25 protein-coding genes are annotated in these 25,546 nt (G+C 64.2%); 3 read left to right on the top strand and 22 right to left on the bottom strand.

What is annotated here, in order from left to right; genetic code table 11:
• Nucleotides 1-34 precede the first annotated feature (34 nt).
• The 10 genes from CFB49_RS17930 to CFB49_RS17880 all read right to left on the bottom strand — a co-directional run bounded on the left by CFB49_RS17930 (nucleotide 35) and on the right by CFB49_RS17880 (nucleotide 9,116).
• Complete coding sequence (locus CFB49_RS17930) at nucleotides 35-256, bottom strand: helix-turn-helix domain-containing protein (RefSeq protein ID WP_011356215.1); 222 nt, start codon at nucleotides 254-256, stop codon at nucleotides 35-37.
• Nucleotides 257-264: 8 nt separating this feature from the next.
• Nucleotides 265-1,203 (bottom strand): serine O-acetyltransferase EpsC, encoded by a 939-nt coding sequence (gene epsC / locus CFB49_RS17925; protein WP_069618940.1) that lies wholly within the window; start codon nucleotides 1,201-1,203, stop codon nucleotides 265-267.
• A 28-nt stretch (nucleotides 1,204-1,231) separates the two neighbouring features.
• Complete coding sequence (locus CFB49_RS17920; protein WP_069618941.1) at nucleotides 1,232-1,702, bottom strand: rhodanese-like domain-containing protein; 471 nt, start codon at nucleotides 1,700-1,702, stop codon at nucleotides 1,232-1,234.
• A gap of 370 nt (nucleotides 1,703-2,072) precedes the next feature.
• Nucleotides 2,073-3,473 carry an amidase family protein gene (locus CFB49_RS17915; protein ID WP_089491932.1) on the bottom strand — a complete coding sequence of 467 codons (1,401 nt, stop codon included), beginning with the start codon at nucleotides 3,471-3,473 and terminating at the stop codon, nucleotides 2,073-2,075.
• A gap of 76 nt (nucleotides 3,474-3,549) precedes the next feature.
• Nucleotides 3,550-4,341: an alpha/beta fold hydrolase gene (locus CFB49_RS17910; RefSeq protein WP_089492770.1), complete on the bottom strand. Its 792-nt coding sequence runs from the start codon at nucleotides 4,339-4,341 to the stop codon at nucleotides 3,550-3,552.
• An 84-nt stretch (nucleotides 4,342-4,425) separates the two neighbouring features.
• Nucleotides 4,426-4,773 carry a DUF4148 domain-containing protein gene (locus tag CFB49_RS17905; RefSeq protein WP_069618943.1) on the bottom strand — a complete coding sequence of 116 codons (348 nt, stop codon included), beginning with the start codon at nucleotides 4,771-4,773 and terminating at the stop codon, nucleotides 4,426-4,428.
• A gap of 288 nt (nucleotides 4,774-5,061) precedes the next feature.
• A complete protein-coding gene (locus CFB49_RS17900) occupies nucleotides 5,062-5,604 on the bottom strand; it encodes a cytochrome P460 family protein (RefSeq protein WP_069618944.1) in 543 nt (180 codons plus the stop codon).
• Entirely contained in the window at nucleotides 5,604-6,647 is a 1,044-nt protein-coding gene (locus tag CFB49_RS17895; RefSeq protein ID WP_089435970.1) for an alpha/beta fold hydrolase, read from the bottom strand. Before CFB49_RS17895 ends, CFB49_RS17900 begins: the two co-directional genes overlap by 1 nt.
• 285 nt (nucleotides 6,648-6,932) lie before the next feature.
• Nucleotides 6,933-8,210 carry an epoxide hydrolase family protein gene (locus tag CFB49_RS17885; RefSeq protein ID WP_089491931.1) on the bottom strand — a complete coding sequence of 426 codons (1,278 nt, stop codon included), beginning with the start codon at nucleotides 8,208-8,210 and terminating at the stop codon, nucleotides 6,933-6,935.
• Nucleotides 8,211-8,411: 201 nt separating this feature from the next.
• Nucleotides 8,412-9,116, bottom strand: a complete 705-nt coding sequence (locus tag CFB49_RS17880; protein ID WP_089492769.1) for an SDR family oxidoreductase — start codon at nucleotides 9,114-9,116, stop codon at nucleotides 8,412-8,414.
• A gap of 134 nt (nucleotides 9,117-9,250) precedes the next feature.
• Here CFB49_RS17880 and gcvA point away from each other — a divergent pair, with 134 nt between their 5' ends.
• The gene (gene gcvA, locus CFB49_RS17875; protein WP_089491930.1) at nucleotides 9,251-10,141 is read left to right on the top strand and encodes a transcriptional regulator GcvA; all 891 of its coding nucleotides are present in this window, start codon (nucleotides 9,251-9,253) and stop codon (nucleotides 10,139-10,141) included.
• Nucleotides 10,142-10,166: 25 nt separating this feature from the next.
• Here the strand turns inward: gcvA and CFB49_RS17870 are convergent, their stop codons facing one another.
• The 9 genes from CFB49_RS17870 to CFB49_RS17830 all read right to left on the bottom strand — a co-directional run bounded on the left by CFB49_RS17870 (nucleotide 10,167) and on the right by CFB49_RS17830 (nucleotide 19,346).
• Complete coding sequence (locus CFB49_RS17870) at nucleotides 10,167-10,754, bottom strand: pyridoxamine 5'-phosphate oxidase family protein (protein WP_089491929.1); 588 nt, start codon at nucleotides 10,752-10,754, stop codon at nucleotides 10,167-10,169.
• A gap of 94 nt (nucleotides 10,755-10,848) precedes the next feature.
• Nucleotides 10,849-11,040, bottom strand: a complete 192-nt coding sequence (locus CFB49_RS17865; protein ID WP_089491928.1) for a hypothetical protein — start codon at nucleotides 11,038-11,040, stop codon at nucleotides 10,849-10,851.
• Between the two features lie 12 nt (nucleotides 11,041-11,052).
• Nucleotides 11,053-12,252 carry an aminotransferase-like domain-containing protein gene (locus CFB49_RS17860; RefSeq protein ID WP_089435966.1) on the bottom strand — a complete coding sequence of 400 codons (1,200 nt, stop codon included), beginning with the start codon at nucleotides 12,250-12,252 and terminating at the stop codon, nucleotides 11,053-11,055.
• Nucleotides 12,253-12,383: 131 nt separating this feature from the next.
• Nucleotides 12,384-13,967, bottom strand: coding sequence for a phytoene desaturase family protein (locus CFB49_RS17855; protein WP_089491927.1), 1,584 nt, complete (start codon nucleotides 13,965-13,967; stop codon nucleotides 12,384-12,386).
• Nucleotides 13,964-14,536, bottom strand: a complete 573-nt coding sequence (locus CFB49_RS17850; RefSeq protein WP_089491926.1) for a pyridoxamine 5'-phosphate oxidase family protein — start codon at nucleotides 14,534-14,536, stop codon at nucleotides 13,964-13,966. Before CFB49_RS17850 ends, CFB49_RS17855 begins: the two co-directional genes overlap by 4 nt.
• 532 nt (nucleotides 14,537-15,068) lie before the next feature.
• Nucleotides 15,069-15,713, bottom strand: coding sequence for a hypothetical protein (locus CFB49_RS17845; protein ID WP_249190394.1), 645 nt, complete (start codon nucleotides 15,711-15,713; stop codon nucleotides 15,069-15,071).
• 8 nt (nucleotides 15,714-15,721) lie between these two features.
• Entirely contained in the window at nucleotides 15,722-16,984 is a 1,263-nt protein-coding gene (locus tag CFB49_RS17840) for a DUF6402 family protein (protein WP_089491924.1), read from the bottom strand.
• Nucleotides 16,985-17,346: 362 nt separating this feature from the next.
• On the bottom strand, nucleotides 17,347-18,372 hold the full coding sequence (locus CFB49_RS17835; RefSeq protein WP_089491923.1) for an alpha/beta fold hydrolase: 1,026 nt from the start codon (nucleotides 18,370-18,372) through the stop codon (nucleotides 17,347-17,349).
• Nucleotides 18,373-18,434: 62 nt separating this feature from the next.
• Entirely contained in the window at nucleotides 18,435-19,346 is a 912-nt protein-coding gene (locus tag CFB49_RS17830) for a DMT family transporter (RefSeq protein ID WP_089491922.1), read from the bottom strand.
• 256 nt (nucleotides 19,347-19,602) lie between these two features.
• Between CFB49_RS17830 and CFB49_RS17825 the strand changes: the two genes are divergently transcribed.
• Nucleotides 19,603-20,547, top strand: a complete 945-nt coding sequence (locus tag CFB49_RS17825; RefSeq protein WP_089491921.1) for a LysR family transcriptional regulator — start codon at nucleotides 19,603-19,605, stop codon at nucleotides 20,545-20,547.
• A gap of 656 nt (nucleotides 20,548-21,203) precedes the next feature.
• Here the strand turns inward: CFB49_RS17825 and CFB49_RS17815 are convergent.
• On the bottom strand, nucleotides 21,204-22,460 hold the full coding sequence (locus CFB49_RS17815; RefSeq protein WP_212195516.1) for an MFS transporter: 1,257 nt from the start codon (nucleotides 22,458-22,460) through the stop codon (nucleotides 21,204-21,206).
• Between the two features lie 59 nt (nucleotides 22,461-22,519).
• The gene (locus tag CFB49_RS17810; protein ID WP_089491920.1) at nucleotides 22,520-23,959 is read right to left on the bottom strand and encodes an alpha/beta fold hydrolase; all 1,440 of its coding nucleotides are present in this window, start codon (nucleotides 23,957-23,959) and stop codon (nucleotides 22,520-22,522) included.
• A 171-nt stretch (nucleotides 23,960-24,130) separates the two neighbouring features.
• Between CFB49_RS17810 and CFB49_RS17805 the strand changes: the two genes are divergently transcribed.
• The gene (locus CFB49_RS17805; RefSeq protein WP_089491919.1) at nucleotides 24,131-24,709 is read left to right on the top strand and encodes a TetR/AcrR family transcriptional regulator; all 579 of its coding nucleotides are present in this window, start codon (nucleotides 24,131-24,133) and stop codon (nucleotides 24,707-24,709) included.
• Between the two features lie 138 nt (nucleotides 24,710-24,847).
• Here the strand turns inward: CFB49_RS17805 and CFB49_RS17800 are convergent, their stop codons facing one another.
• Nucleotides 24,848-25,504 (bottom strand): hypothetical protein, encoded by a 657-nt coding sequence (locus CFB49_RS17800; RefSeq protein WP_089491918.1) that lies wholly within the window; start codon nucleotides 25,502-25,504, stop codon nucleotides 24,848-24,850.
• Nucleotides 25,505-25,546 lie beyond the last annotated feature (42 nt).

Below are 25,546 nucleotides of genomic sequence, written 5' to 3'. Positions count from 1 at the left end.
GTGCACCCGAAAGGGGAAAACGATGGGGGCGGCCTCAGGTAACGTACGCGCCCGGCAGTAGCGTCGAGATCGACACGTCGAACGCGCGCGCGATCTTGTCGGCCGTGACGATCGACGCGATCGCTTCGCCGCGCTCGATCTCGCCGACATACGAGCGGTTCAGCCCCGCATGCTCGGCCAGCTGCTCCTGCGACCACGTGCGCGCTTCGCGCAGCTTGCGCACGTTGGCGCCGAAGTGATGGATGAGGTCGCTCATCGCGCCTCCTAGGCGACGCGGGCCGCCGTGCGCGGCGCGGCGTTCGCTTCGCTGCGCAGCACGGCCTGCGTGACGTTTTCGCCGGCCGGCACGTCCTGCGTGAGCCACACGTTGCCGCCGATCACCGCGCCGCGCCCGATCGTCACGCGGCCGAGAATCGTTGCGCCCGCATAGATGACCACGTCGTCCTCGACGATCGGATGGCGCGCGAGCCCTTTCTCCAGATGGCCGGCCGCATCGCGCGGGAAGCGCTTCGCGCCGAGCGTGACGGCCTGGTACACGCGCACGCGCTCGCCGATGATCGCCGTCTCGCCGATCACGACGCCCGTGCCATGGTCGATGAAGAAGCCCGCGCCGATGCGCGCGCCCGGATGGATGTCGATACCGGTTTCCGCATGCGCCTGCTCGGCGATGATCCGCGCGAGCAGCGGCAGGCCGAGCCCGTACAGCTCGTGCGCGAGCCGATGGTGGATCATCGCGAGGATGCCCGGATAGCACAGCAGCACCTCGTCGACGCTGCCGGCCGCCGGATCGCCGTGGAAGGCCGCCAGCACGTCGCTGTCGAGCAGCCGGCGAATCTCCGGCAGGCGCGCGGCGAACGCCTGTACGGCCTTCGACGCGACTTCGTCGACGTTGTCCACCGGCCCGTCGGCGTTGCGCTGGCGCGCCGCGTAGCGCAATTCGAGCGTCACCTGCGTGAGCAGCGCGTTCAACGCCGCGTCGAGCGCGTGAGCGACGTGGAGGTTCTCGCTCTCCTGCCGCAGGTCGGGCGGCCCGAGCCGCATCGGGAACAGCACCCCCTTCAGCCCGCCGACGATCTGCGCGAGCGCCTCGCGCGCCGGCAAATCGCGCCCGCCCGGTTCGAGCGAGCGCCGCTGCTTTTCGCGCCACGCGCGGCGCACCGTCTGCAGCGACTGAACGATGTCGTCGATATCGAATGCGGCCATGCTGCTTTCCCCCCGTAACGGCCGTGAATCAATCCTGCGCCCACGGCAGGCCGCGGAAGCGCCAGCCGTTGTGGCCGCCGCGATGCTGCCGTTCGTCGAGGTCGCCCTCGAAGCCTTCGAGCACATTGAATACCTGCGTGAAACCACCCTTCGTTGCTGCCTCGGCCGCCTGGGCGGAGCGGTTGCCGCTGCGGCACAACAACAGCACGACCGCGTCCTTGCCGGTCTTCGCTTCCAGCTCGCGCACGAAGCGCGGGTTGCGCGTCAGGCTCGTGCCGGTCGCCCACGGCACGTGCAACGACTCCGGCACGTAACCGACGAATTTCCGTTCCTCGGCCGTGCGCACGTCCACCAGCACTGCGTCGCCCGCCGCGAACAGCGCCCACGCGGCTTCGGGCGCGACGCCGCCCGCGTAGGGCGTGCCGGCCGCCAGGGCCGCCGCGCGTGCGTCTTCGAGCGCCTGTTGCGCAGCGGTGCGTTCTTCCAGTTCAACCGTCATGACACTTCCTTGTATTCTCAGATTCGTATGAACAAAGACACCGGGAATGCGGCTGTCGCAGCTTGCGTGCTGTCTATAGCCGTCAGCGCCACTATGCGAGTGCGGCCGGGGAAGCAGAACCAATAAAAATTCATTTCCTAATCAGCGCCGTGGGGAATGCAATAGCAGACGCGCGCTATCGATGCGCGGTCGCCGACGGGAGGGAAAGGAAGGACGGGGCCCGTTCGATGTCGTGCATCGAAGGGATTCAAAAGGAGGAGGACGATCGGCGCGGCATGCGGCGCATCGTCATGGAATCCGGAATGAAGCGGATCACGCGACGCATCGACGAAGCCACCGAGCCTCGCCGATGCATGTGTTCTTCAGTACGTCACACTACCGGGTCGACCACCGCGACTGGCGCGCCACGCGCCTCGATATCGCGCCCCGCGAGCAGACACAGATCCTCGCGATGATGCGTGGCGACCACCTGCACACCCACCGGCACGCCGTTCACGACCGACGTCGTGACGGCCAGCCCCGGCAGCCCCATCGCGGGCAGCGCGCGCAACGTGAGCTGCGCTTCCCACACGCGTTCGAAGCCGTCCGGCCCTTGTCGGTCGAGATCGTCGGGGAAAGGCAGTTCCGATGAAACAGGCAGCAGCAACACCGGATATTCATCGAGGAACAGCCGCCACTCTCGCGTCAACGTCGTGCGTCGGACCAGCGCGCGGCTGATCACGTCGGCCGGCAGATCGCGCACCTTGCCGCGCACGGCGGCGATCACCGCAGCCGCGCCCGGATCGCCGTCCTGCTCGACCGAGTTCGCCAGCGCGTCGAAGCCATCGCCGAGCCACAGCTGTTCCTGCAGCAGCGCGGCCTCGCGCATCGGCGGCGTATCGTCGATCTCGTCGACGGTCCAGCCGGCATCGACGAGCCGGCGCGCGGCATCGCGCAACGCAGCCTCGACTTCGGGCACGACCGCCAGGCCGCGCGGACGCACGCACAGCGCCGCGCGCTTCGGCACCGCACGCCCATCGAACGGCACCGCGACGTGCCACGGATCGCGCGGGTCCGGTGCGGCGAACGCCCGCAGCGCGAGCGAGAGATCGTCGATCGTGCGCGCGATCGGTCCGGCCGCCGACATCAGTTGCGCGCCGATCGCCCGCTCGGGCGACGACGCATTGAATGCCGGCACGCGACCGAGCGACGGCCGGATTCCGTGCACGCCGCACGCATAGGCCGGGTAGCGCACCGAGCCGCCGATGTCGGTGCCGACCGCGAGCGGACCGATCCCGGCTGCCACGGCCGCCGCCGCGCCGCCGCTCGATCCGCCCGGCGTCAGCGACGCATTGCGCGGATTGCGCGTATGACCATGCACACGATTCGACGTGAACCAGCGCAGTGCGAACGTCGGCGAATTGGTGCGGCCGAGCAGCACTCCGCCGGCCTTGCGGATGTTGGCGACCACCGGGCTATCGGCGGGCGCGATCAGGTTTTCCTGCAGGCGCGTGCCGTTGGTCGTCGCGAAGCCGGCCTGGTCGACGTTGATCTTCACGGTGACGGGTACGCCCGCGAGCGGCCCCGGATCATCGCCGCGCGCGATGGCGCGATCGACTTCGTCAGCCTGTCGCCGCACGTCGTCGGGGCGATGTTCGACCACCGCGTTGATCGCCGGATTCACCGCATCGAGACGATCGAGCACGGCGTCCGCCACTTCACGCGCGGACACGTCACGCTGCCGCACGCGTTTCGCGAGTTCGCTTGCCGACAGCTGCCAGAGTTCGGTCATGACTTCTCCTGGTGAAAGGACATCACAATCACTCGCGGCGCCGCGCTTCCTCACGAAAGCGCGGCGCCGCATGCGCTCACTGCGTATCCCGCTTCGCGCGCTCGGCGGCGGCGATGATCGCGTCGGCCACGGCCTTCGGCTGGCTCAGCATCGCGACGTGGCTCGCGTTCACCCGCGCGACCGTCGCGCCGATGCGCTTCGCCATCGCTTCCTGCAGCGTCGGATCGATCATCCGGTCGTGCGTCGCGACGACGAACGTCGACGGCTTCGCATGCCATGCGGCTTGCGCGACCTTCTCCGAGATGCACCCGCTATACCACGTCCCCTGGGTCGCGGCAACGATGCGCTGCTGCGCGGGCGGCAGATCCGGCGCGAAATCCTGCGCGATCGCCTTGTCCGACAGCCGCGCGAAACCGCCTGCGTCCTTGCGCAGTTCGCCGGCCCATGCCGGTGCCGGCAGCCCCTGCGTGACGTCGGCGATCGACTGGCCGTTGTCCGGCGCGAACGCCGCGACGTACACGAGCGACTTCACCTTGTCGTCGTTGCCCGCGTCGCTGATCACGACGCCCGCCCAAGAATGGCCGACCAGCACGACCGGCCCCTTCTGTTCGTCGATCGTGCGCTTCGTCGCGGCCGCGTCGTCGGCGAGCGAGCTCAGCGGGTTCTGCACCGACACCACGTGCAGCCCGCGCGCCTCGAGCAGCGGAATCACGCGGTTCCAGCTCGACCCGTCGGCGAATGCGCCGTGCACGAGCACGACGTTGGTGCCCTTCAGGTCTTCCTTCGGTGCGGCTTGCGCCGCGACCGCACCGAACAGTCCGCCGATCATCGCAGCGGATACCAGAACGCGTTTCATCAAACCGGCCATCGTCATGCTCCATTCCTTATCGTGTCGTTGAAATGAGGTGCTGCCCGAGCGGCCGCGCCTGCATGCGGCAAGCGCGGCGCCGGATCACGAATGCGCGTACAGGTCGTCGGCGGCGTAGCGTGCGGCGCGCGACTGCACGGCATCGCGATGGCCAGCCGGCGTCGATGCATCGGCCACGTTGTCGCCTTGCGACTTCGACGGGCCGTTCTGGTCGGAACGCGCGACCTGCTCGGCAGCCGCGGCGGCGTTCTCCGCGGCGGCGATGTCATCCGGGTAGTGCGCTTCGCTGCCGGCCGGGTTGTAGCCGGCCTTCTCGAGACGGACGAGGTCGGCGCGCACTTCGGCGCGCGTGAGGCCGTGGCCGGTATCGGCGAACGACAGCGCGGGGGCGACGGCGAGGACGGCAACGGCGAGGATTCGAGCGGCTTTCATGAAGGTTCTCCTTGAACGAAGTTGAGGTGTCGAGCACTGGGCATCCGGTGCGAACGCCTGGCACCGAACGTTTGCTGCATGTCGACAGTAGAACCCGCGCACGTATCCGGCATGTTTCCGGAACCGGGCTTTCTGCATGCCAGTTTTTCAGGAACGACCGCAGATACAGTGCGATACACACGCGCTTGCCGATTCGATTCGATCCGTTTCGCCCGGCGCCGCGCACCACGAAAAAAGGCGTGCCTCGCCGGGCACGCCTTTCCCTCCACTTCACGCTCACGCGTCACGTCACGGCGCGAGCCGCGTGAACACGTAATCGTGGTTCTTTACCCGCGCCTGATGGCACGCAAAGCACGTCTGATGCTGGCCGATGTCGGCCGGCACGCCGTTGATGAAGCGGCCGAACCCCCAGCCGCCCGTCGCCGCATAGCGGCGCGAGTCCTTCACCATCACCTGCACGGTCGTCGCCTGGCCGGGCACCGTCGCGGGCGGGAACTCGTCGGACGGCTTGCGCTTGTACGCGAGCTTCACGAGGATCGTGCCGTCCGGGAACGGCAGCGTCGCCTTCTCGAGCGCACGCATCGCAACCGGATTGCCGAGCACCACGCGCAACTCGTCGAGCGGTGCGGCCTCTTCCGCCGGCGCGACCATTTCCCACTTCCGGTAGCCGGGCGGAATCGTCACGCCGTAGATCGGCGACGCGGCCGCGGCCGGCTTCGACTGTTCCGCGAACGCGGCCGGCCCGCTCGCCGACCACGCGCCGGCCAGCAGCACGCCCGCGACGAACCCACGGCGCGCGCCGCGCCGCCATCCTCCCACGCGGGCCCGCATCACAGATGCTCTACTTGCAGGATCGCATCGGCGAAGGCCTGCGGCGCTTCCTGCGGCAGGTTGTGGCCGATGCCGCCGGTGATGGTCCGGTGCTGATACTTGCCGGTGAACTTCTTCGCGTACGCGGCCGGGTCAGGATGCGGCGCGCCGTTCGCGTCGCCTTCCATCGTGATCGTCGGCACGCTGATCGAAGGCCCGGCGGCGAGACGCCGCTCGATGTCGTCGTATTTCGCTTCGCCCTGCGCGAGCCCGAGACGCCAGCGATAGTTGTGGATCACGACGGCCACGTGATCGGGATTCCGGAACGATGCGGCCGAGCGCGCATAGGTCTCGTCGGAGAACTGCCACTTCGGCGACGCGAGTTGCCAGATCAGCTTGTTGAACGCATCGCGGTTCTGCGCGTAGCCGAGTTCGCCGCGTTCGGTCGCGAAGTAGAACTGATACCACCATTGAAGTTCGGCCTGCGGCGGCAGCGGCTTGGCATTCGCCGCCTGGCTGCCGATCAGGTAGCCGCTCACCGACACCAGCGCCTTCACGCGCTGCGGCCACAGCGCCGCGATGACGTCGGCCGTGCGCGCGCCCCAGTCGTAACCGCCGAATATCGCGCGGTCGATCTTCAGCGCATCCATCAGCGCGACGATGTCGACGGCCGTCACCGCCTGCTGGCCGTTGCGCACCGTGTCGGCCGAACGGAACGTCGTCGAGCCGTAGCCGCGCAGGTACGGCACGATCACGCGATAGCCGGCCGCGACGAGCAGCGGCGCGACGTCCGCGTAGCTGTAGATGTCGTACGGCCAGCCGTGCAGCAGGAATACGACCGGGCCTTGCTTCGGCCCGAGATCCGCATAACCGACGTTGAGCACGCCCGCGTCGATCTGGTGGATCGTGCCCAGCGACGCGACGCCGGACGAGCGCTTCGCCGCCGCGGCATCGGGCGCCGACTGCGCATGCGCGAGCGCGCTGAAGCCGAGGTCGGCCAGGCTCAGGCTTGCCAGCGTGGTGCCCAGGATCAGGCGGCGGCGGGTGTTCACGGTATCGGTCATGACTCGTTCTCCATTGTCGATCGCTAAGGAAGGGCCCGCGGCACGTGCGGGCAATCGGATGTCGTCGTTCGCGGCGGCGGCGGATGGCGCCGCGCCGCCCTGTGAATTGCTTCACCGGTTTTATATCCGAACCGTCCGGAGGCTTTGTATCTCAACGTATCCATGCGCGAACACGACACACGGCGATTCAAAAATCGCGAGAAAACGACGTTTCGGCGCGACCGCGCGGCGGAAACGAACACGGGCCGCGCAACAGGCCGGCCCGTGTCCGTCGTGCAACGCCGCTTACACGCGCCGCAACGGCCGGAACCCCGCACGCACTTCACGCGCGAACAATTCCGGCTCCTCCCATGCCGCGAAGTGGCCGCCCTTGTCGACTTCGTTGAAGTAGATCAGGTTGTGATAACTGCGCTCGGCCCAGCTGCGCGGCGCCTGGTAGATCTCGCCGGGAAACACCGTGATCGCGGCCGGCAGCGAGATATCCACCGCGTTGAAGTTGTTCGAGTGGTCCTCCCAGTAGATCTGCGCGGCCGACGTCGCGGTGTTCGTCAGCCAGTACAGCGAGATGTCATCGAGGATCTCGTCGCGCGGAATCGAGCGTTCAGGCACGCCGCCGCTATACGTCCACTGCGAGATCTTGTCGTACATCCACGCGGCCTGCCCGGACGGCGAATCGGCAAGCGCATAGCCGACCGTCTGCGGCCGCGTGACCATCATCGCCGAGTAGCCGCAATTGTCGCGATAGAACGTCGCGAGCTTCTCGTACGCGGCTTTCTCCTTCGGCGACAACGAAGCCGGCGCGGGCGCATCGATCGCGAGCAGCGTCGCGATATCCGGCGGCACCGTCGCCGGCATGTTGACGTGAATCCCGGCCAGACCCTGCACGCGCTGCATCGCCATCCGGTGCGAGATCACCGAGCCGCAGTCGCCGCCCTGCGACACGAAACGCGTATAGCCGAGCCGCGCCATCAATTCGCCCCACGCTCGCGCGATGTGGTCGGAGCCCCAGCCGGTCTTCGTCGGCCGGCCCGAGAAGCCGAAGCCCGGCAGCGACGGCACGACGACGTGGAACGCATCGTCGGCGCTGGCGCCGTGCGCGGTCGGGTCGGTCAGCGGGCCGATCGCCTTCAGCAGCTCGAAGATCGAACCGGGCCAGCCGTGCGTCATGATCATCGGCATCGCGTTCTCGTGCCGCGACCGCACGTGAATGAAATGAATGTCGAGCCCGTCGATTTCGGTGATGAACATCGGGAACCCGTTCAGGCGCGCCTCGCCCTTGCGCCAGTCGTAGTCGGTGCCCCAGTAGCGCAGCAGCGCCTGCATGCGCTCGAGCCGCACGCCCTGCGATTCGTCGACGACGGTCTCGCGGCCCGGCCAGCGCGTCGCGACGATGCGACGGCGCAGATCGACCACGGCTTCATCGGGGATATGGGCGGTGAACGGGCGTATGCCGCTCGCGCCGGTGGCCGCATGCAGCGCGGTGGGCAGCATCGCCGAGACCCCGGCGGCCACCGAAGTGGCCAGCAGGTGGCGACGCATCGGGGAAAACGGTGTGGAAGACATCGTTCGGCATCTCCTTTCGTGAAGTGGAAAGTGAACATGCCGCGGGGGATCGCGCTCAGGCTTTCAATCCGGCGTGCCCATGTCACGCGGCGTCGCCCATTTGAAAGGTCTGATGTATCCCGGATTTGTCTGATTTGTACGCGTTTGTAGCGGCTGCACGGCGAGCGAACACGCTTGCGCGGCTGCTCGCCGATGCGGCGCTCAGCGCGCCTTGACGATCGCGCCGTCGACGCGAATGTTCTGCCCGGTGATGTAGCCCGCGCCGTCCGACAGCAGGAACGCGACCGTCTTCGCGATCTCGCCGGTCTTGCCGAAGCGGCCGGCCGGAATGCGCGCGACGATCTCCGGCGTTTCCGGCCAGCTGTCGATGAAGCCCGGCAGCACCGCGTTCATCCGGATGTTCTCGGCCGCATAGCGTTCCGCGTAGAGGCGCGTCCATGCGCTCAGCGCCGCGCGCAGCGCCGACGACACGGGCATCGGCTGCTCCGGCGCGTCCGCCGCGAAGCTCGAGATGTTCACCACCGCGCCGCCGCCCTGCTTCTGGAAGATCGGCGTCACGCGGCGCATCACGCGCACCACGTTCAGCAGGATCAGGTCGAGCCCCGTGTGCCAGTTGTCGTCGGTGATCGCCAGCAGCTCGCCCTTCGGCGGATGGCCGGTGTTGTTCACGACCGCGTCGATCCGGCCGTAGCGCGCGACCGTTTCCTGCACGAGCTCGTCGATATCGGCCTCTTCGGTCACCGAGCCCTTGATGCCGAAACCGCCGAGTTCCTCGCCGAGCGCCACCGCGCTGCCCGACGGCGACATCAGCGCGACGCGATAGCCCGTTGCCGCCAGTTCGCGCGCGATCGCCGCGCCCATGCCCTTGCCCGCCGCCGTGATCAACGCTACTTTTTCTACAGTCACGATCCGCTCCTCGTTTCGATTCTGCCGCCGCGCAGCCGCCCTTCGGCGCGCCATGGTGGTAATGTAGGCGCATCGATTCCGGCTGTCGAACCAGTATTTCTGCCGCCAGCCGATAGTTTTTCTACAGCCTGACGATGCCGCCACGCCCTTCCCGCCTGCCGCCGCTGAATGCGCTTCGTGCGTTCGAAGTGTCCGCTCGGCACCTCAATTTCCGCGCCGCCGCCGACGAGATCGGCGTCACGCAGGGCGCCGTCGCGCAGCAGGTGCGCCACCTCGAGGACGTGCTCGGCCTGAAGCTGTTCGAGCGCCTGCCGCGCGGCCTCGCGCTCACGCACGACGGCGCCGCGTATTTCTCCGACGTGCAGCGTGCGCTGCACGCGATCGCCGATGCGACCGACAAGCTCGTGAAGCGGCGCGCGGCGCTGACGATCAGCACGACGCCGTCGTTCGCGTCGAAGTGGCTGATTCCGCGGCTCGCGCAGTTCACCGACGCGCATCCCGACTACGACGTGCGCGTGATCGCCGATCCGCAGATCGCGACGTTCCGCCACGACGGCGTCGATCTCGCGATCCGCTACGGCAAGCCGCCGTTCGGCAAGCATCTCGCCGCCCATGCGCTGTTTCCGCTCGACGTGTGCGCGGTGTGCAGCCCTTCGCTGCTGACCGCACCGGCTTCGCCGCGCGCGCTCGCCGGGCAGGTGCTGCTGCACGACGCGCACGACCTGTGGCCCGAATTCCTCGCGGCGATGCCGGAATCGGTCGACGTCGATCCGCACAAGGGGTTGCGCTTCAACCAGACGTCGCTCGCGATCGATGCGGCCGTCGCCGGCCAGGGCATCGCGCTCGCGACCGAGCCGCTCGTCGAACGCGACATCGCCGCCGGACGGCTGTGCAAGCCGTTCGACTTCGCGTTTCCGCTGTCGATGGGGTTCTATCTCGTGTATCCGGCCGAGCGCCGCGACGACGATGCGATCGCGGTGATGCGCGAGTGGATGATCCAGGCCGCGTCGGACGGGCGGCCTTGAGTGGATCGAGCGCGCTCGGCCAGCGTCAGGGTGCGATCCAGCGGGCTTCGCAGCCGCTTTCGTTCAGAACGAATACCGCGCGGCGATGGCCGGCACTCGCGAGTTCGAGCCAGTCGATACGCGTGACCGTCATGTGGATCAGGCAGAAGTTTTCGTAGCCGTCGCCGGTGGGTGCGGCGCTGTGGATATGCGCGTCTTCCGGTGAGAAGATCGGCGTGCCGGGCGGCAACGGCGCGCGATACAGCAGCAGCGTATGCGGGCGGCTCGATGCCCAGATCGCGCGCCGTTGCGCTTCGTCCTCGCAAATCGATGCAACACCTTCCGCGCGAATCTGCACGAGCGCATCGAGATCGTTCGCGACGATCGAGATGCGCGGATCGCGACGCAACTCCGCGACCTTCGCCGAACGCACGTCGGTATGAAACGACAGCAGGCGCCCGGTGCGATTGACCTGACGCAATACGATCGTCCGGACCTTCGGCGCGCCATCGAGGCCGAGCGTGGCCGCCTGCAGCATCGCGAACGGCGAACGCTGTACGCTCACGCCGGATTCGAGGCAGGACCAGACGCGGTCGTAGGTTTGCGCGAGCGATTCGGAGGTCGAGTCGGACATGAGGCGGCGGCGATCGTCGGTGTTTCGATCGCGCAAGCTTAACCGTTTGTGTCGGCGACGGCGTGCTTGTGGCGAGCCGTCGCCCCTGTGCCGGTCAGTTGTAGCCGAGCACGACCGGCGCCGCATCGTCGGCATCGGTTGCCGGCTCCGCGCCGAAGCGGCCGAGCACGTCGGCCACATATTGCGGCCCGGCGCTGATCTGCGACGAGCGATGCTTTGGCGGCCGCTTGTCGCCCGCGCCCGGTGCTGCACCCGTCGATACCGTTTCGTTGACGGTGATCGTCATGTCGATGTCTCCTCACGCGGCCCGCGCCGCACCATACGCGCGCACGAGGCGCGCGACGCCTTCCCGGATCGCATCGACGTCCGGCGCGGCGAACGACAGGCGCAGCGACGCCGCGTCGACGTTGTCCGCGAAGAACGCCTTGCCGGGTACGAACACGATCTTGTTGGCGATCGCCTGTTGCAGCAGCCCGTCCGACGACACCGCGCCGAGCCGCGCCCACACGAACATCCCGCCTTCCGGACGATGGAATTCGATCGCATCGCCGAAGCCGTCGCGCAGCGCGTCGCACATCGCGTCGCATTTGCGCCGGTACGCGGCCGTGATGCGCGGCAGATGGCGTTCGAGCGCACCGTCCGCCAGATATTCGGCAGCAGTGGCCTGCGTCCATGGCGCGCTGCACAGGTCGACCGTCTGCTTCGCGATCACGCAGCGCCGCGCGATTTCGGCCGGCGCGATCGTCCAGCCCACACGCAGCCCCGGCGCGACGATCTTCGACAGGCTCGCGAAATGCACGAGCCAGTCGCGTGCGCCGTCCACTTCGCCGGCCAGCGCGAGCATCGACGGCACGGCTTCGCCCGCGAAACGCAGGTCGCCGTACGGATCGTCCTCGACGATCAGGAAGCGATATTGCACCGCGAGACGCAGCAGCTTCAGCCGGCGTTCGCGCGTGAGCGTCGCGCCCGTCGGGTTCGCGAAAGTCGGGACCGTGTAGAGCAGCTTCGGCTGCGCGACCGCGCCGGACGCGAGTTGTTCGCCGAGACGATCGACGTCGAGGCCTTCGCCATCGACGGGAATCGTCACGATGCGCGCCTGTTGCAAACGCATGGCCTGCAGCGTGGCCGGGTACGCCGGTTGTTCGGTCAGCACGACGTCGCCGGGGGAGACCATCACGCGCAGCAGCAGGTCGAGCCCCTGCTGCGAACCGGTCGTGACGAGCAGTTCTGCCGGCGTGCACCCGACGCCGCGACGCGCCATCAGCGCGATCAGTTGCTGCTTCAGTTCGGCGAGGCCGTCGGTCGGACCGTATTGCAGACAGCGGACGGGCTGCGCGTACGCGCGTTCGGCGGCCGCGTTCAGGCCATCGACGTCGAACAGGTCGCTGGCCGGATAGCCGCCCGCGAAGGAAATCATGCCCGGTTCGGACAGGTACTTGAACAACTCGCGGATCGGCGAGCCGGCAGGGTTTTGGAATGAGGGCGTGAACGCGTACATGTCGTCGTGAGCGGGTGGGCGCGGGAGGCCGGGATAGCCGCCGCGTGCCGGCCGCCAAGGCGCTTCTGGCGCCGCAGCGGTGAATTCGAGCCACGATTGTCGATAGTCATTAAGGGCTCGGCAAACGATATCTATGCACTAGGTCTTGCGGTTTGGTCATTAAATAGGGGGTGGGGGCGACACCGGGCATGGGTTCGATGCGGGCTTCGGATGCTGCCCACGGTCACGCAACACGCCGATCCCGCGTTCCCGCGCCTGTCCTGCATCGCCGCTTCCGCCGCCTGGATTCCGGAAAGCATGGCCGTGGGTACGCCATACCCCGGGAACGTCGTTTGTCCGCCGAGATAGAGGCCGCGCAGCCCTGCCCGATGCGGGAAGAACTTGTCCGGCGTCGTGCCCGGTGCAATGCCGTACAGCGCGCCTTCGTACAAATGCCGCTCGCTCGCGAAATCCTGCGGATCCGCTACGCGGACGCTTTCGATACACAGGCCGGGAAGATGCGTCTGTATCGCGTCGAGATAGTCGTCGACCGCAGCCTCCGTCATCGCGTTCATCCACTCCGATACGGAATGGATACCTGTCGCCGGCGCATAAAGCTCCAGCACTGCCTTGCCGTTTGGCGCAAGCGCCGGCAACACCTGCGACGGACAGGTATAGGCAAGCCACTGCGGCACACCAGGCGCCGATACGTGCAGGGCCGCTTGTTGCCGCATCGACGGCACGCGATTCGTAATGAACGCGCGTGGCAGCACGGCACCGGAGCAACCCACCTGAATCGAAATCGCCCGATGCGACAGCGGCGCCGTGCGAGCCTTGTGCGCGAGCCGACGCGGCGCCGCATGAGCAGGCAACAAGCGGCGGACCACTTCGAAACCGGAACACGTCGCCACGACGCAATCGGTCGAGATGCGCTCGCCGTCGGCCAGCACGACGCCGCGGGCTGCCCCGTTCTCCACGGCGATTTCGCGTACAGGGACGCCGAACCGAATCGGCACCGACCGCCTCGCTAGCTCGCGCGTCATCGCAGAAGCGATGGCGCCCATGCCCGAACGCGGCAGATGAAACCCTTCCTCCAGCATCGCAATCAGGCCGATGACCTGCGTTGCCGGAAGACGGTCGGGGCTCTGCCCGGTATAGAGCAGAGTCGACGCAACAGCCGCCTGCAGGTCTGCATCGGCAAAGTGCGCTTCGATCAGACGGCTGGCATGCCCGCTCATGCGGGGCAGGTAACGCCATAATTTTCCCAACGTCCGAAGAAACGAAGGTTCCTGCGGCAACACTTCATCGACCAGCGTGCGGTAGACGGGCCCCCATTGCTGCTGGAGCCTGCCGAGGCCGTCACGCAGTTGCCGTGTCCGCGCATCCGCCCGATCGCCTTCCACATACGACGTGCCGGCTCCGGACAGATGAACGGCCGTTCCATTGTCCAGATGCGTGACGTGCGGCCGCTCGATGGCCACCATCGGCACCTCGCGATCGAAGTCGAGACCGAGACGCCGGAAAGACGCACGAATCAGCGACGGCACCGCGACATACATCGCACCGTTGTTGAAGGTGAAGCCGTTAGCCGTCGTGGTGGAACAGCAGCCGCCCGCTTCGGTTGAGGCTTCGACGACGACGACCGCTCTGCCATTGCGCGCCAGGACCAGCGCAGCAGCCAGGCCGGCCAGCCCTGCACCGATGACGACGGCAGGCCGCTCGTCATTGCGCGTCATACAGATCCCGCACGCGATGATTCGCGATCGGCTGGAAACGTATGTTGAGCTTGCCAGTCGCCATCCTTCCGAATCAGCCGGACCGAGTTGAGGCCCAGCGGATCAGGCGCGATCCCCCGCATGCGCGACCACATTTCGACCCAGACGGGGGCGCAGGTGACGGCGATTACGCACGGATCGTCCGGCCCATCTGGAAACCAGGTGAGCAGCGACTCTTTCCAGATGCGCTGCTTCAACGCGGTGTCCTCGGAGATGACCGGCACGGTTCCGATCGTCACGTATCCACGGTCGGCCATGCTGAGGAAAGACAGACTGATCGCACTTCCCCGGCAAATTTCCAACGCTTTACGCGTTCTCGAATCGGTCATGAAACGAATCGTGAGGTCCTGCCCGATTTCGAGGATCTCGACGACGCGGGAGTTGATCTGACCGGATGCGTCGTTCGAAGACACGAAACAGAGCGCGCAGTTACGGACGATTTCATGGGCTTGGTGAAAGAGCTGGTCGGCGTTCATGGTGATGTTGAGCAGCGTTTCGAAAAACTCGCTAAAGCCGGAAAAATCCGGCAACCGGACGTGTGCCGACGCCGCTTTCGTGAAGGCGGCTTGGCGGACGACAACGCCTCGACGCTCACTTTCGTGGAGTCAACGTACGTGATGGCATGCAGGCCCGCACCAAGTGCGAATACAGCCACGAAAATCCAGCCCAAGCACGTTCTGGCAAACAGCACGGGCTTGAGTAAGGGCGATAGCGTGTGATGCGCCAACATCGCTCCAATGGCGTGTTGAACATCGAAGCTTCCGAGCGGCGGCGGCCTATCGTGGGCGGCGGCCGTCTCTGCAGGAAACCATTTAATGCACTACGAGCAACTGTATACGTCGTGCATTAATTTGGCAACATGCGTCGGCGATGTTCTCTTGCATTTCCATGCACGCCGTTTCGCGGGACGTGGCCCGGCCTCACGGGTCTTGCGGCCGTGGCAGTCGTTGAAGAGGGTGGAGGGGGTATGAGTTGCGGCGCGCAGGGCAATGGCCATACGCGCAACCAGCATATGCGCAGCACCGCATCACCGCGACGACCAATCGCGCAGCGGGACCGGTATCAGCGAAGCCGGATCGGAATTCTCGCCGCGACCCAATCGAGCGTGGTGGGCGGCAGCGAGATCGACCTTTCACTGTCGTCCTCATCCGATGCATCGAAATAAATCAGCTTGTTCTTACGGATGGAGATCGATTCTTCACCCGGCCGGCCATCCCAAAAAACGAAAAATAGTCGAGTAGCAAGCGTCGAGCCATATGCATCGCTGACGACGAGTTTGACCTGCTCATTCGGATCCGCAAAAAAACCATTGCCGGGGGTACCACTCCCGCAGAGGTTGACGACGTAGGTTGTACCGTCGACCTGTTTGACACCACCACTCATCCTGACGTCGTAGTTGAAGCGCTGACAATCGGTACGGTCGGTCACGATCCCGCGAAAGCCAACCAAGTAGACGAATGCCGAAAAAACGAGTGTGACGCTCCCGAGGCCTGTGCGTTTCGCTCGGCTGAAACGGTTGAAATTTCTGACGAGCCAGTACAGGTAGAACCCGAAGATGATCGACGTGATGGCGAGGACCGCCAGCTTCGTGTTCAGGATCGCGAAAATCGTGATCGCGTTATGCACGTCAACCGGCACAAACGGCCACGCGATATCGACGACCAGGTATACGGCGATCACGAACAAGACTACTTTGAGGATGGTCATGGCCACTTTCATTGCTCGGCCGGAACGGTTCTGCATACGGTATCAATTTTTAGAACGACCGGCCTGTCCAGCTTGATGAGTTTGGGCTTGCTGTAGACCATGAAGTCGCCGCCACGATTATGCACCGACCTCCAGGCCCGGTACGTCTTGTTATGCACCGGCCAGTACACATCCTTCGCTCGAAATTTCCGAAAGCGACCAGTACGTTTGTCGATTGGCTTATCGACCTCTTCTCCCTCTGGGAGATAGCGCTCCGTCTCAATGGTCGAATTCCCTACGTTCAAGTTGCTGCCCTCAAAAAGATCGTTGACGGCCGCGACGTACGACAGCACCATTCCGTTCCGGTTCCAGTGGCCGAGATACTGGCTCTTGGAAGGCGAATCGTCGTTAAACGAATAGCTATCCTTGATGTAGACATAGATGTGGGTCATCTGTGCAACCGGCTCGAAACAGAATATGTTTTTCTTGCCTTCGTACTTGTAGTAGCGCTCACCGGTAACGGTCACCTTCCCAACGGCAGCGTAGAAATTGAAGTTTCCCAGAGCCGCGGTTAGATCAGTCAAAGCCGCGCCGTCGAGCGTGGCAAAGGATGATACCGACTGGAACTGAAATCTCCAGGCGATATAAAACTGAAGCAGATCCGTCAGAAACGGGGTAGTGTCGATCACGATACCCGCTGCGTTCACTTTTTCGGCGGCAAAAACCCTGTCGATCACAGGTACCAGCGCATTCTTGACTGCTTCAGCAGCATTCTCTGTGTAAATCGCTCGCCGGACGAGTTGCTTGAATCGCCGGGATGCACCGCGAAATCTCAACACCCATTCCAGAGTAACTGTCGTGCCGTCGATCGGCTGTGGTGAGTTGAGCTTGTTGTTGTAGACATGCTTGGGGCTCGCCAGCCACTTTCGCGCCAACTTGGCCGAAATTGGCCACCCCTCCCTATCCATCGCGTTGGGGATGTCCTGCAGATCGAACTCGGGCAGCTTGTCGGCTTGCTCGGCGTCTTGAGGCTTGTCGCCCGGTTGTGGCTCGTCGGGCGGCGTGGCCGGTGCTGGAGGACGGGCTGGCCGCTTCTGCGCTGCGACTGGATCAGCTACCTTGGGCGGAGGTGGCAGTGGCTGCTCATTTGGCGCAAGCCTGGTGAACGAGATCTTTTGCTGCGTGTCGATGGGAACGCACCCGACGACGCCCGAGTAGCATTTCCAGTGCTTTCCGGAATATAAAAGCCGCGGCTCCATCTGGTAGTACGGGACTTTTTTTACAAATGGCATGGGTAGATAGCACCTCTGAATGAATCGGCGCAAAAGTAATCGATACCCAAGCAATTCCGCAACTGCAATGAAAACAACTGTTAAATCTGTCCGAGTACACGAAAGTGGTGAAGATAGGAAAAATTCTCAAGGTAGCAATTGATACATAATGTTTTGTCTCAGGCCACTCCAAACATCGCGCTCTATAGCTTCGTTGTCGCCTTATCGAACCATCTAAGCCCTGCGTCCGCTTATGACTTGAAGAAAAATTGAAAAATGAACGGGGTCGATATCCGCTGCGCACTTTTAGCTCGCCACCCTTCCCCTTGCACCGCCCATGAGACGCGAGTCGCTGCACCCAGCCCGAGCGATGTCTCACTGCCTCAAAGATTTCTGCTCCGAAGCCACGCACGGATAACCTCGATGTGCTGTGCCTTGCACTCCAGCGGCAACCAGTGTCCAGCCGGCATCGTTGTCACCGTCAGGTCTGCGCATGCCGCACGCATGGGATCGCCCTGGCGATTTCCGGTGATACTGCAGATCTGATCGAATTCGCCGTTGACGAACAGCACCGGCTGCGAGAGACGGCCGCCATGCGGCGCGTTGCGCGCGTAAGCGATGTTGGCCTCGTCGTTCAGATACCACGCGCAGGCGGGACGGAAGCCATGCGTATTGAACGACGCTACCAGCGCTTCAAAGTCCGCCGGCGGCCACAGAGCCGGATCAGGGCGAGTCGGCGGCGCACGATGCGCGGCACCGAAACGCCCTCCATTGCGGGTGACGACGGCATTCGGTGACACCTTGCCGACACCATCAGGGTTGCCCGATCGAAAAATCGACGCCAGCGATGCCGCCCGGTCCGCATCCAGGTCCGCGACCGCCGCTTCGAAATGCGTCATGTAGTAGCGGTAGTAATCCCACTGACCATCGGGATACTCGTCGGCAGGATAAATCGCCCGGTCGACCAGTGGAACGACCGTGCTCAGTGCGTGCCCGTCGGGTTGATAGGCCAGCGACGTCAGCACCACACCACGGCTGCGCCGTGGCTCATGCGCGGACAACTCGGCGACCACGACGCTCCCCCAATCGTGACCGATCCAGATCGCAGGCGCGCCGCCGAGGTAATCATGAAGTTCGGTCATGTCCGCCACGGCGGACTCGATGGTGTAGGCGTCAGTCGCTTCAGGCGCAGAAGAGCCGCCGTAGCCGCGCAGGTCCGGCGCGACGCAGCGCCAGCCGTCGGCGGCGAAGGCTTCCATCTGGGCGCGCCACATCAAACTCATGCTCGGCCAGCCGTGCAGAAAGAACATCAGCGGTCCCTCGGCCGACCCACTCTCGAGATAGCGCGTCGACTGACCATTCATGTTGAACGTGCGTGGTACCAGCGGGTGTCGAGATGTTTCCGTCATGATTCAAGGCTCCAGTCGATTTCAGAGGTCTGCTGAAGGTGAAAAGCCCGTCGTTCGCCGCGCTATTTGCGATCGATCATCAGCGCCACACCCACCAACGCGATGCCGCCGGAAATCAGCTTCACGCGCGTCAACGGTTCGTGCAGCAGGAGCGCCGAGAGACACAGCGCGATCACCGGCGCGGCATAGTTGAAGGTGTTGGCGAGCGTCGTCGAGACCTGCGCGTTGAGCGTCAGGAACACGGCGTAACCGATCAGCGTGCTCGCCACGACGAGAAACGCAAGCGCGGCCCATGCCGCCGACGGTACGCGCGCAAGGTGCGTCGTGGCAGCGATCCCCGACACGGCGACGATCGCACCGAGCACCGCGCTGGCTGATGCCAGCTGTAGCGCGAGGCTGATCACGGGATCGCGAGGCAACGCCAGTCGCGGCGCAAGCAGCGATCCTGCGGCCCAGGCCGCCGTCCCGGTGAGCGCAAGCACCGCGCCCATCGGCCGAAAGTCGCCGCCGCTAGCAGACGTCCAGCCCATCAGCGCGAGACCGGCAAAGCCAATGGCGACCCCGGCGATCTGACGGCGTGTCAACGGCCGATGAAACACGGCCCATGCAAACGACGCCAGGAAGAGCGGCGAAGACGAACCGAATACCGCGGCCACGCCTGCCGGAAGAAAATGCGTCCCCCAGATCGCGAGTGCCTGACTGGCCACCAGCATGGTGACGCCAATCAACGTCGCCCCGCCCCACTCGCGAATCGACACAGGCGACCGACGCCAGCGAGCCAGCGCGAAAGGCAGCACGATCAGCGCCGCAAACGAGAAGCGCAATGTCGCCACCAACAGCGGATGCAACGCGTTCCCGGCAACCTTGAAAGCCAGGAAATTGGCGCCGTTATAGAACCATTGATAGGCGACGGCGAGCGCGACCCATCCGCGATGCGCGCTCCAGCTTGTATGGGCCGTGGTTGTCGCAGTCACTGTCCGCCCTCCTCCCTGACGAATCCGGCGATCGCGGCCTCCTCGCCGCCGGGGTACAGGCTCATGAAATGCTCCCGATACGGGGCTGTCCTCCGACCGTTGCGGCAGACGACCTCGTATGCGATGACTTCAATGCTACCGAGCGCATCGTTATCCCGATAATGCGGACGTTTTATGGCTGTTATCCATCTACTGAATAACGGCGTTATGCTTGCTCTGCTTGCGATAGACCCAACCGGAACGCACGGAGGCGCCAGTGGACTCCCGCCTTATCGAGTACTTCTTGCGTGTTGCCGAACTCGGCAGTATCAACAAGGCTGCAACTGACTTGCGGCTCTCCCAGCCGGCGTTGTCGCGCCACATCGCGCTGCTCGAGCATCAACTTCGCGCGAAGCTTTTTACGCGAACGCGGGGTGGCGTTCAGCTGACCGAGGCCGGCAGACTACTGGTGGAGCGCGCGCGGCCCATTCTTCGTCAGTTGACATCGTTGGTCGAGCAGGTGGGCGACCGCGCGGCGGGCCAATTGGCGATAGGCATTGCGCCTTCCTGGCGCAATCTGTTCACATCGAACTTCGTGGCGCGCTTGGTCGCCGACTTTCCACGCGTGAGGCTTCGTGTTCACGAGGGCGTGAGCCACGAGCTTCGTGACGTCATGCATGCCGGCATGCTGGACCTCGCCATCGTCCCGTTCGAAGCGTCGCCGCCGCAGGGCTATGCCCATACCCCACTCGTTCGGGAGCCGCTGATTCTCGTGAGCGCCAAGGATACCGGCTTGAGGCCCGACAAAGCGGTGCCGCTGTCGCGCCTCGGAGATCGCAAACTCGCGCTGGCGGGAAAACAGAATGTCATCCGCTCGACCATCGAGCACGCGATGATCCGTCGCAATTTCGAACTCGATATCCTGTTCGAGCTCGACGCGATGCATCTCTCGATGGACCTCGCTCGGCGGGGAATCGCGGACACCGTGACGCCATGCTGCGCGGTCAGCGGCAACGCGTGCTGGGAAGATTCAATTTCGTGGAGTCCGATCCGGGGCGCCTACATCACTTGGGCGCTCTGTGAAAATACGGCGCGCGCGCACTCGCAAGCGGTACTTGAAGGGAAGCGGATGGTTCTCGAGATGGTCGATGAAATCATCGACAGCCGAATCTGGCGCGATGCCGAGCGGCTGTCGTTCGTCAACCAGGTTAGTCTGAGCTAGCGATGTTCATCGAGCACCGCAAATTCGCTACAGGTCCCGTCAGTCTGATGGCGGAACATGGGACACCAAAGTTTTACGAGCGCTATGGCTTCCAGCCGTCCGTACTTCCCGAAAAAGCGGGGATATTTCTTCGCATTCGATGACGCAGGTCGCACGACCCGATCAGGGCAACGGAATGATGCGATCGTTATCGCCCCATAACAGACCGTTGAACTTGCCGATAGCAGCCGCTCACCGTCACACTTACAGCATCGGACATTTTGTCCCATCGATAGTTTGCCGTTCTTATGGGTGGTCAGCCCAGCTGGGCGATCTGCTGCAGCGATTCGCCCTTGCGCCAGCGCTCCCACATTACCGCCTTCTGGCTGTCTGTATAGTAGATCCGCCGTCTCTGTTTCATTGCAACACTCCTTGCTGCTATGCAGCCTCAAGTGTGTTGCATCGACGGGTTGAATCCGCAACCCGAAGCGGACGATCCACGCGCCTTAAAGTGGACATTCATTGGTTATTCAAGCGACAGCTAGATATCGACGTTTGCCTATCCACCACGCGATGATGCGAAGTCGTCTCCGATGTGGACGGCACGGGCTCGGCGCGGACAGCGAAACTGATCGCAAGCATGGTCGAAGCCATCATCAAAGCGCGGATTTTCGTGATTAGAAGCCGGGTTGCTCGATTTTCTTGGGCTGAAGAAAAGGCGTCAGCGCGAGCATGACCGCTCCAACAATTGCCAGCAGCCACAGCGGCGCATGGAAGCTGCCCGTCCGATCGCGCAGCGCGCCGACCAGCAGCGGCCCCGTTGCCGCGATCAGATAAGCCACGGTAATGATGAACGCGTTCCACACATTGGCTTCTTCCGGATCGCGGGTATTGTCGAGCGGCAGCGTCATGCCGAGGACGAAGCCGCCGGCAATGCCGAAGGAGATCAGCGGAATCAGCAGAAACGGCGCAGCATATGGCGCGATCGCCAAGCCGAGCAGTCCAACCGCGGACATCGCGGAGAAGCAAGCCAGCACCGGGCGACGATCGACCTTGCGGCTGAACAGCCCCGCAAATGGCGTCGCAATGACAAAGACCGCGGGCACGCTCGCGAGGATCAGCCCCGCCGTTGCTTCATCCACGCCGTGCTCCCTGTAGAGCGGCGCGATCCACGTAACAAGGCTGTAAAAGAGGAAGTTGTCGCAAGCGAAAAATAACGCGATCAACCATGCCTTCCAATACGTCAACGGCAACCCGTAGTGACGAGTGCGCGACGACGCGCTTTTCGCGTGAGTCTGCTGGCGGCGTTCGATGAAGACCCATGCGCCGATCGCCAGCAGACACGGAATGGCCCAGACGCCAGCGCCGAAACGCCATGAGCCCGACACGGCAGCAAGCGGGCTGCTCGCCGCAGCAGAAACGGCCGACCCGAACGACAGCGCCGCCGCATACACGCCCATTGCCAGCGCTACCCGTGCGGGATAGGCGGCCTTGATGAATCCGCCCACGAGCGCGCTCGCCACGGCGAGGCCGGCGCCGACGCCGGCCGTCGACAAGAGAAGCTGCGCGACGGAGCCTGCGAATGCCCTGCCCAACGTTGCCGCGCACAGTACGAACAGCGCCGCCAGAATGACACGATCGCGCCCGAAACGACGGGCAAGCCATGGTGTCGGCAATGCCAGCAGCCCCATGAGCACGTCGGGGATCGACGTCAGCAGCGACGCCTCCGTATGCGACAGTCCGAAAGCCTGGCTGATCGACGCCAGCAATGGCCCGATCGATACGATGCCCGGCCGCAGATTGACACCGATCAGCACGAGACAAACGAGCCCTGCCGCAAGCGACAACGGATTGTCGCGCCGACCGCTTCCGACCGGCATTTCAAGCGGCGCGTGAACGTCGCTCGATTCGTAATTGAACTGATTACCCGACATGCTCTCGATCCTCAAGGCCGCTGCGGGGCGGCCATTGACTGCCGCCCCGGCGCAGCAGGTTAGGCAACGACGTCCGGAAGGAAACCTGCATCGATCTCGATCTTCGATAGGTGCGCGACCGTGTTGACGAGCGTCTTGCCGGCCACGGCCATCGCAATCGCCACCGCCGCGCGGCGGTCGAAGCCTGCCGCCTTCAGCGCGTTCACGTCGCTATCCGACACCTGCGTGCGCTTCGATGCGATGGCTGTCGCGAACTGGCGCACCGCTTCGAGCTTCGGATCGGCAAGCGCGCTGCCAGTACGCAGCGCATCGACCACGTCAGCGGCAGCACCGAGCTTGCTGGCCAGCGTCGCGTGGACCGCCACGCCATAGTCCGCGGCATTCACGCGACTCGCGGCCGCCATCGCGACCTGCTGCGCGATCGCATCGAGGGACGTCGCACCGAGAGCATGGAGCCACTGCAGGTAAGCCGACAGCACCGGCGGTTCGACGGCAAGCGCGTGGCCGAGATTCGGCACGAAACCGAATACGCCGCACATCGCTTCGAACAGCGGCTGTGCCTCCGCCGACGCAGACACGTCGTCCAGTGCGCCAAACAGCGCCTGACCTTGCGCCACGTCCAGCGTGCGGGCGAAGAACGCGCGAATGATGCCGGCCACTTCGTCCAGATGCGATTCGAGCGGGAAATGACCGCCATCGACAAAATGCACCTCGGCATCGGGGATATCACGCTTGAATGCCTCGGCTCCCGCAGGCAGGAAAAATGGATCGTTCTTGCCCCACACCGCCAGCGTCGGCGGACGATGCGCACGGAAGTATTCGTGGAAGCGCGGATAGGCTGCAACGTTCGCCTTGTAGTCGCCGAACAGGTCGAGCTGGATCTCGTCGTTACCCGCGCGGTCGAGGAAGTGCTGGTCGAGCGTGTAGCTCTCCGGCGCAATATGCGACGTATCCGCCTCGCCATGCTGGTACTGGAACTGCGTGGTGCCGGCCGTGAGGAAACCGCGCAGTTGCTCACGGTTCGCATCGGACGGGTCCTGCCAGTAAGCACGCATCGGATTCCAGCCGTCGCTCAGCCCCTCCTCGTACGCGTTGCCATTCTGCGAGACGAGTGCGGATACGCGATCCGGGCGCGACGCAGCCAGACGGAAGCCCACCGGCGCGCCGTAATCGAAAACGTACAGTGCGTAGCGCGTCAGGCCGAGCGTGTCGGTAAAGCTCTCGATCACTTCCGCGAGATGGTCGAAGGTATAGCCGAACGTCTTCGCTTCTGGCGCGTCGGAGAAACCGAAACCGGGCAGGTCCGGCGCGATCACCCGGTACTTGTCGGCGAGACGCTCGATCAGCCCGCGATACTGATGGCTCGAAGTCGGGAAACCGTGCAGCAGCAGCACCGCGGGTGCGTCCTTCTGGCCGGCTTCCCGATAGAACAGATTGAGGGCCGAGCCGGTACGACGATCGGCGACGGAGGTGGTTTGATACGTCACGAGTGTGGACATCGAAAATCTCCTGAATCACGGAAAGAGGCGTCGGCCGGAACTTCTTGTACCGAACGATCGGTACAGTACATCTGCGAACTGAGGACGTCAAGGGTTGATTTAACGGGCAAGGCAACTTACCATTCCACCTGTACCGAACGATCAGTACTTTTTGGGGAAGCAAAAAGACCTATGGCCACTGCTCAGGCATCGAAGGACGAAATCATCGACCGGCTGTTCACGGTGTTCCGGGACCGTGGCTTCGAGGGTGCGTCGATCACCGATCTGTCACGCGCAACCGGTCTCGGCAAGTCGAGCCTCTATCACCACTTCCCCGAGGGAAAGGAGCAGATGGCCGAGGCTGTGCTGGAGCGCGCGACAGCGGTAATCGACAGCGAAATCCTGAACGCGGCGCGATCGTCCGGCACGCTGAGAGCCCGCATTCGCAAAATCGTGGCCACGCTGGACCAGATGTACGTCGGTGGGCGCGCCCCTTGCGTGCTCGGTCAACTCGCTACGGCCAATATCGGCTCGGTCGCGAAACAGGGTTTGTTGCTGGCGTTTTCGCACTGGATCGACGCCATCGAAGCTTTGGCCCGTGAAAGTGGCATGTCGCCGGCACGGGCGCGGCATTTCGCGGAGGACTGGGTTGCTCGTCTGCAAGGAGCGCTCATCCTGCAGGCGGCAAACAGCGATCTCGGGCCATATAAGCGGGCCATGGCCGCGTTGCTCGAACTTTCGAAGGACGCCAGGGATCACGCTGCGGAGTAGATCCCATCGTCACCTTCTGATAGCGTCCGGCGACTCTCGAGGCTACATAGGGCATCGGCCGGCGAATCGTACGCCCTGAACTGTCTGTTGTCGCACGCAGCATTCGGCATTGCGGCTATCCTTTAAATATTTCAAGCATCAAACCGGACGACTCGCCCATGCCGCGTCGAGATAATCTTGTCCGGGTACATAAGGCTTCAGCAGAAAAGGATGACGCCGTGTCAGTCCATCCGCGAAGAAGTACCAGTCGCCAATCGAGCTTTGATCTGCTTCGTATGTCTTGTCGCGGGGAACGCGTTGCTGAATCTGAGACCACAGGTCGGCGTGTAAATCGCGCCATCGCGACGGCCTGCCGTTGTCGATCGCCGGGATGAACGTCTTGATGCTGTAGCAGTCGTCTCGCACTTCACCAACAAATACGCCTTCTTCGCACGCGAGGCCCAACTGCAACCATTTCTCCCGGTAGATCCACGGCTGCAACCAGTAAATATTCGCCATGGCGGTGTAGAGGCGTGTGCGAACCTCGTCCTCGCCAGTTAGGCCCGTCCGCTGAATGATCCGTTGCGTCGCATGCTGGCTAACCTCGATCCGGTACATGAGACCGTCTTCCGGCCGAGCAGCTGACGAACAGACAAAGAAGAAGAAATCCAGCCCGCCAGTGGCGCCACGTTGCTCGAACAATCCGCAGTACAGGGTCATTTCGCCAAGGCGTATCAGCGGAAACGTGACCAGGTGCTTGTCGAGTTCTGGCTTCAGCACACGTTCCATGTAGCGGAATGCCTTCCTGCCGCTCATCCCGGGTCGCCATTGCTTTGATACCCGCTTTATCGCGCCGTC

The organism is Burkholderia sp. AU17457 (assembly GCF_002223255.1).
Taxonomy (GTDB): Bacteria; Pseudomonadota; Gammaproteobacteria; order Burkholderiales; family Burkholderiaceae; genus Burkholderia; species Burkholderia sola.
Note: the sequence above shows the minus strand (reverse complement) of the source record. Positions and strands in the feature narration are given on the sequence as shown.